At 66.6% G+C, this 6986-nt stretch carries 7 protein-coding genes, 1 tRNA gene and 1 pseudogene; 2 read left to right on the top strand and 7 right to left on the bottom strand.

All coding sequences use genetic code 11. The features are described 5' to 3' along the window. Positions 1–8: 8 nt before the first annotated feature. The 7 genes from AS181_RS08415 to AS181_RS08445 all read right to left on the bottom strand — a co-directional run bounded on the left by AS181_RS08415 (position 9) and on the right by AS181_RS08445 (position 5513). A complete protein-coding gene (locus AS181_RS08415) occupies positions 9–1163 on the bottom strand; it encodes a hypothetical protein (RefSeq protein ID WP_058251110.1) in 1155 nt (384 codons plus the stop codon). Positions 1164–1271: 108 nt separating this feature from the next. Beyond that, positions 1272–2537: a Fic family protein gene (locus AS181_RS08420; protein ID WP_058251111.1), complete on the bottom strand. Its 1266-nt coding sequence runs from the start codon at positions 2535–2537 to the stop codon at positions 1272–1274. A 307-nt stretch (positions 2538–2844) separates the two neighbouring features. Next, positions 2845–2920 (bottom strand) — tRNA-Thr (locus AS181_RS08425). Positions 2921–3004: 84 nt separating this feature from the next. Next, the gene (locus tag AS181_RS08430; protein WP_058251112.1) at positions 3005–3856 is read right to left on the bottom strand and encodes an esterase/lipase family protein; all 852 of its coding nucleotides are present in this window, start codon (positions 3854–3856) and stop codon (positions 3005–3007) included. A 61-nt stretch (positions 3857–3917) separates the two neighbouring features. After that, a complete protein-coding gene (locus AS181_RS08435; RefSeq protein ID WP_058251159.1) occupies positions 3918–4343 on the bottom strand; it encodes a VOC family protein in 426 nt (141 codons plus the stop codon). A 38-nt stretch (positions 4344–4381) separates the two neighbouring features. After that, positions 4382–4882 carry a helix-turn-helix domain-containing protein gene (locus AS181_RS08440; protein WP_078111749.1) on the bottom strand — a complete coding sequence of 167 codons (501 nt, stop codon included), beginning with the start codon at positions 4880–4882 and terminating at the stop codon, positions 4382–4384. Between the two features lie 49 nt (positions 4883–4931). Further along, positions 4932–5513: a hypothetical protein gene (locus AS181_RS08445; protein ID WP_058251113.1), complete on the bottom strand. Its 582-nt coding sequence runs from the start codon at positions 5511–5513 to the stop codon at positions 4932–4934. Positions 5514–5732: 219 nt separating this feature from the next. On the opposite strand from AS181_RS08445, the gene AS181_RS08450 reads away from it, so the two are divergent. Both AS181_RS08450 and AS181_RS25375 read left to right on the top strand, forming a co-directional pair. After that, entirely contained in the window at positions 5733–6611 is an 879-nt protein-coding gene (locus AS181_RS08450) for a hypothetical protein (protein ID WP_058251114.1), read from the top strand. Between the two features lie 77 nt (positions 6612–6688). Beyond that, a pseudogene (locus AS181_RS25375) lies at positions 6689–6986 on the top strand (hypothetical protein); the annotation flags it as partial.

The raw sequence follows: 6986 nt of genomic DNA on the forward strand, positions 1-6986 counted from the left end.
ACGACGGATCAGGCGGCGGATTCCGAGGATTCGCTGCCGGAACCACCGCGGTCGGAAGAATCGCTGTCGTCGCCCGCGCCGGAGCTGTCACCGCTCGTCGAGTCGGATCGGGAGTTGCCCGAACTCTCGGACGGACCGTCGTCGCCCGCTTCGCCTGAGTCCGATCCGGTGTTCCCGTCGTCTTCGACATCGGCGAACTCGGTCGGCAAGTCCTGGTCATCGTCGACCACGATGTCCCGCAGGGTTTCCCGACCTACGTCCCGTGTCTCGACGGTGTCCCTGGGCGTCTCGGCATCGGCTCCGGCGTCGGATGTGGTGGCCCCACGGTCGGTGGTCGGCTCGATGGGCCGGCCGCGGGGTGGTTCGGTGACCTCCGGCTCGCTGCCCGTGCCGGCATCGGGACGTGGCGTCTCGACAGGGCGGTCCGTCCGGGGCGGGTCGACCTTCCATCCGATCGACTTCAGGAGTGCCGAGACGAGCGGGACGGTCTCCAGCCAGACTCGAATGCTCCACGGCCCGCGCGGATCCGACACCAGCACGATGACCGGCCCGTCGGTACCCGGCGGGGGAGGAGTCAGGCTGGTGCCGCCCTCGGGTACACCGGGCGCGCCGGGCCCGCCGGAGCCCTGGGCGTCGCCGGTGTAGACGACGAACGGACTGTTCGCGTCGAGTCCGGCGATGACGGTCATGACCGCCAGGTTCTGTTGCACCGCACGTTCTTTGAGTTCGTCGTCGAGCTCCGTCGACAACACTGCGCGGGTTCGGGGACCGCCGGCGATGATGGGGCCGACCGAGTGCGGAAAGTCGATGACCAGCGTTCTCGGTGTACCCGTGGAAGACAGGTCGCGTGTCATGGGAGCGGCCGGCCCGCCGGTCGGTGTCGCAGCGACGGACGGGGCGGCGGGGCCGCCGGCGCCCGGCGACAACGGGATCGGTTGGCTCCACCCTGTCGTCGATTCGGTGGCCACCTGGACGGTGTCCGGCGCGGTGAGAGCGTGGACCAGGGTGGTCACGTTGATCGATGCGACCGCGGTCGGGATGACGGTGGCCAGCGAGAGCGCGCCGAGGGTGAGAGAGGCGTTGGAGAGGCCCGAGGGTCGTCGAAGAGGACCGACGCCGTCGTTCTCGACGGCGCGTCGCGTGCCGCGCCGATATCCTGCCACCCCTGGGCCCCCTCTTTGTCGATCAGATATTAGACGACGAGTGGGCTGCTCGCTGTCGTCTGAACGACACAAATCGGGACATCTACTCGGAGGGTCAGCTACTGGAGATCAAGGTCCTTCCAGATCCAGCAGCGCGGCCACCCGCTGGGTGAGCCGGAAACGCAGCGGTTTCCTCGTGACGGTCTCGATGATCCCGGCGTCGTCCAAGCGCTGGAGTCGCGGTCGGACGAACTGACTGGATCTTCCCAGCACGTCGGCCAGGGTGTTCGATCGGACGGCGCGGTTCACATCGAAGTAGTAGGCCTGGCCGAGGGTGTACAAGATCGCGCCGAAGTCGTCACGACTTATCGGCGGTGACGACTCGCGGTCGAGCCCTACGCTGAGCGGAAACTGTTCGTCATCAACCAGATCGCGAAGGCGTGCCCTGAGCGCCTCGATCTTCTGCCGACGTTCGGAGAGGTCGAGCAGCAGCCGATGTTGTGCCTCGGCGATGATCTCCAACATTCTGATCAAGAAAGGCGTCAGATCCCCGCGATTCAGTGGATTCTCCACGTCCGCGAACGCGCGATAGTAACGGTCCTTGTTGTCGGCGACGGTCGCCGACAGCGCGAGGCTCGCGTACGGAGCGATCACCTGTCGGAGGTCGAGTGCGAGAAGGTAGCGCCCGGTTCGGCCGTTGCCGTCGTAGAACGGGTGCGTGTACTCGAAGATGAAGTGCGCAGCCACGGCCCTGATGAGTTGGGGGACCGAATCGTCGCGCGCCTGGCTCAGCATCAGGGTGAGCGCTGCGTCGATCGCTGACTCGGGCACGACTCCGGTATGCACGATCTTGGTCCCGGATTCGATCGATACCGGTCCCTGCCGGAACAGCCGCCCATCGGGAGCGTCTTCATCACGGATCTCTCCCGCGGTCACCGCGTCGTAGACAGCCCGGATGTCGTCCAGCGTATGCGGACTTTCGGCCTCGTCGTTGCCGATGTCGAGGTAAAGACGCGCCATCTCCGCGAAGCGCTTGTTCTCGATGGGTTGTCGCGCCCGGACGGCCCTGATCGCCGCACCGATCTCCTGTCGGGTCGAACGGACCTGTTCGATCTCGTTGGTCGCTTGGATCTCGTCGATGACCATGCGATGGAGATAGTGGGTCCGTGCTCGTCCTGGCAGATGTTCCCACTCGGACTGAATCTTCGGCTCAAAGCTCATGATTCGTTCGATCAGCACTGCGATCTCGGGGGTCAGCAGCGCGAACATCGGGTACTCGCCGATCATCAGGTCCCAGCGGAGGGCGGCGGGAGACTCGCGTCGGACCCGTTCCTCAGCGTCGGCGCCGACTCGATCGCGCTGGTGGAAGACGGACTTGAGCGTTCTGTAAGACACTTGATCTATCTCCGCATCCATACGCAAAAGCGGGGTGGCCTGTATGGCCTACTTTATACGGAGCCGTAGATAGATAAAATAATCAACATCGGAGTGGCCTCTATTGTTCCAGCAGTAGTGCCCAGGGCTGCGTCCGCAGGTTCGGTCGACGGGGGTCGCGCACCGCGGGGCGACCACACGTCCGCCTGTTCCTGGTTGAACGATTGATCTAGACGGCCTGCGGTCAGTGTGTCGAGGCGGCCGCGTTTGCAAATTTCTGACGACGCAGGGGTGGGCCGGAACCGGGGCATGAGTGGCCGGGAGGAGATGGAGCCGCCCAGGGGAATCGAACCCCTGACCTATTCATTACGAGTGAATTGCTCTACCGACTGAGCTAGGGCGGCGTGCTACGCGAGGCAGCGCAGACGAGTCTAGCGAGGGACGGGGGAACGAACAAAACCCGGGTCGTCGAAGCCAGAGGGCCCAGGTCAACCCGGGAAGTCGGAACCGCAGACGACCGGCACCCGACGCTGCGGATCGAGCGCGTTGCGGACGAGCGCAGCGACGGTCGGGGAGTACGCCATCCCGACGTGACCGATCTTCGACGCCGGGCACACGTCCTGGATCACCGTGTTGGTGATGTCGGGGCCGGGCGGCATCAAGGTCACGGTGTACGGCGTCGAGATCTCGTCGAATCGCGTCGCGAGGTTCACGTATCGGATCGAGCGATGCGTCGGACCCCAGTAGCTCTGACCGGGGGCACGGGCGGGTAACCGGTCGGTGATCGAGCCGACCCGTGAGTATCCGCGGTTCGACGCGGACAGCCCGACGATCGTGCCCACCTGTTCGGCGCGTCCGGGCAATTGGGTGACGAGCTGTGCGATCGCGCCCCCCTGACTGTGGCCGACGACATCGACTTTCTGGGCGCCGGTGGCAGCCAGAACCCGCCCGACGAAGGCCGACACCACACGGGCGGACTGCTCCTTGTTGCCCAGGCCACCGGTGTTGCCGCTCCAGCTCGTCTGGCCGTAGGTCAGGCTGAACACGCAGTACCCCGCGTTGGCCAGGGTCGGCGCGAGATACGCCCAGTTGGCGCTCTGGTTCATGGCGGTCGCGTGCAATAGCACGACCGGATTGCGTCCGGCCCGGTCGCGGCAGCCGAAGCGGTTGGCGCCGGCGGGCGACTCGGTTGCCGGGCTGAGATATCGAGAGGCGATGGCAGTCGGCGCATCCGCGATCACCGGGAACGGCGCGGCGTTCGCGGTGCCGGCCACGAGGCACAGACCTGCGGCGGCGAGCGCGAGCACAACCGCAGTGACTCCGGATCGGAGGCTGTTCATGGTCGGATTGTCGCCGACGACGTGGCGGCGCGACCCGCGATTGCCGGAACGTCGGGGTGGTCTAGGCGAGTACCTCGTCCAGTTGCGTCAGGCGAACACTGTTCCCCGACGGGTCGCGGAAACCCGCGTCGATGCCGTACGGCCGTTCCTCGGGTGTCTCGGTGAACTCGACGCCCCGCGCGGCCAGGGCCTCATAATCCCGCCGACAGTCGTCGGTGGTGAGGAAGACCGTGCCGGCGAAACCCTTCGACATCAGGCTGCGGATCTCCTCGGCGACGCCGGAGTCGATGGCCGGGGGCCCGGGGATTCCCATGAGGACGATGCTCACGTCGTCCTGTCCGGGCGGACCGACGGTCAGCCATCGGAAGCCGCCCATCTCGGGCAGGGACGCGTCCGAACGAACCTCGAGTCCGACCTTCGACGTCCAGAAGTCGAGCGCCTCGTCCTGGTCGTGTACCCACAGTTGGGCGCTGGCGATGCGAATCATGTTGTCTTCCTTCGCTTGAAGATGTTGCGGTGGTGAGATCAACGTAGGTCGCTGCGGCCGTCGAGGTCTTCTCCCCGTGTGCTGTCCTCACCTGGTCCGTCGCGTGATGCTTCACTTCCCGGGGATTGCGCGGTCCGGCTCGTCGGAGCCGGGCGCGAGTAGACGCGCAGAACGCACGCCGGTATCCGTGCGTACATGGAGGCGGGCAGGAACGAATCCCGATATGCCGTCGGCGTCTTGCCGAATGCGCGAGTGAAGCTCGTGGTGAACGAACCGACACTGGAAAGACCCACCGCCATGCAGATGTCGGCGACGGTACGGTCCGTCGTTCGCAGCATGGCCGCTGCCCGTTCCAGTCGTCGAGTCTGCAGATACGCGTGTGGCGACTGTCCGTATGCGGCTGCGAAGGCCCGCGAGAAGTGGGCGCGGGACAGTTTCGCCGCGGCGGCCATGTCGTCGACCGTCAGCGGCTCGGCGAATCGCACGTCCGCGAGATCTTTGGCGCGCAGCAGGTGACGGGCCGGGTGTGCGCTGGGCATGAACCGATGATGCCCACGTCGACATGTCGCCGTCGGATGTTCGGTGACCTCAGTCGCGGTCGCGACGCCGGAACTCGACGCCGCGTGGCGACAGTTCGTACCCGACGACGAGGCTGTCGGTCAGCCCGAGCCTCTTGAGCTTGGTGATGTCCTGCTTCAATCCTGCTCGGTCCCTGCCGAGTTCAGCCGCGAGGTCGGTCGACACCACGCCCGGGCGGCGCGCGATGAGGTCGAGGGTTTCTCGGGCCCACGGCCCGATCTTGGACCGGGAGTCCATCCGGTCGAGGCGGGTTCGGATCTCGTCCACGTCCGCGTCCGCGAGATCATCGTCGGCGCGCAGGGCGATCCGTGGGTCCTCGCCGATGCACTGCAGTCCGATGCGGTAGGTCGGATTGTGGACGTTGACGCAGAGGGCGGCCCGGACGGCGTCGGCATCGTCGTATCCTGCGCGCCGCGCCTCGTCGCGCGTGATCCGTTCGGGGTCGACGCGTTCGAGCGACGTCACCTCGATGACGTGAGTCAGCGCGATGAAGCTCGAGCCGGGATGAATGCGCGGATGACCCCATCGCCGGAAGGCGAGGTCGACGGTTCCGTCCGCGACCCCGCGGGCGACTGCGGCCGTGAGAAGCACACTCGCGACCCTAGTCAGCGCGACATCTGTGTGCATGAATTCGCAGCGCAGGATCGCCTGTCACCCCTGTGGATGACAGCTGAGAAGGTCCTGAGAGCTGTTGTAGGGTGTCCCGAGGTCAGCGACGGCAAATGCCGACGTCATCGGGGGACCCCCTGCGTCGTGCCGTCGTTGAGCGCAACTTCACGACGAAATGATCACCGGCCGGGGGGAGGGATCTTGGTGCCGCCGCGCGCTTCCGCACTGTGGTTCCCCGACGTCCCGCCGTCGCCCGCTTCCGACGCGACGCCAGCCGCCGATCTCGCCGCTCACCTGGCCCGATACCGCTCCGTCGGCCCAGCTCAGGTGGCCTCGCAACCGTCCGCGGTGGCCGTTCTCGAGCGCCCAGTTCCACAGCACGAGGAGCCGATTCGGCCGTCGGTCGCCGCGCCGCAGGTCGTCGCGCCGCGCCCGGCGTCGGAGCTCGATGCGTTCCTGGCAGAGGCGGAGAAGTCGGTCCGTGCGAAGCGAAAGAGCGGATCGGCTTCGCGCAGCGAGAAGCGCGCGCGTATCGGTTCACCACTGCGAATCGCAGGTGCGGCAGCAGCGATTCTTGTGATTGTCGCCACAGCCATGGGTGTGGTCCTGACGCGCGGCGGCGAGCCCGAATCGACGACGGCATCGACGTCCACCGCTGACGCCTCCGATTCGTTGTTGCCGTCCACGTCCGCTGTGGCGAGCGAGCCCGCCTGTACGCAGCGCCCGGTGGGATCGGGGACGACGGTGTCCGACGGCGACGATGCCGGTAATCAAGAGTCCGGCGCCGGTGCGATCCGCGCCTTCAACCACGCCTACTACGTTCTGCGCTCGGCGAGGGCGGCACGGGCGGTCGCGGCGCCGGGCGCGGTGGCCTCCGAGTACGTGATGCAGCAGTACATCAACCAGCGTCCACTCGGTACCCGGCACTGTCTGACGGTCGCCGAGCGCGGACCGGGCGAGTACTCGGTGGTGCTCACCGAACTGCAGCCCGACGCGGCGCCTATCACCTACCGCCAGGTCATCCGCACGACGACCATCGGCGGCAAGTCCTACATCCAGTCCATCCGATCCGTTGAGTGAGTTTCCGCCCGCCGTGGGCGCACGAGAGAGGTAGTTGAGTAATGAGGCATGGTCGGGGTCGGCATCGGAAGCGTCGGGTGCCGAGTGGTCCATTGCTGTCGGTGACGTCGGCGGTGGTCGCGGTGTCGATCACTGCCGGTGCGGGAGCGGCGTTTGCGGTGCCGGAGCAGGGTGGGACGAGTCCGGGTGACACGGCTCCGGGGCAGGGTGGGACGAGTCCGAGTGATGTGTCGCCGGATGGTGGTGCCGGTGCTGAGGCGACGGTCGAGCCGGTGGTGGTTCCGGGTCCGGGCAGTATTCCGGGTCCGCCGGTGGAGGCGCCGTATCAGGCGTACACCGCGCCTGGGTCGTATTCGTATGACGAGCCCTACACGC

The organism is Gordonia sp. SGD-V-85, from assembly GCF_001456905.1.
Taxonomy (GTDB): Bacteria; Actinomycetota; Actinomycetes; order Mycobacteriales; family Mycobacteriaceae; genus Gordonia; species Gordonia hongkongensis.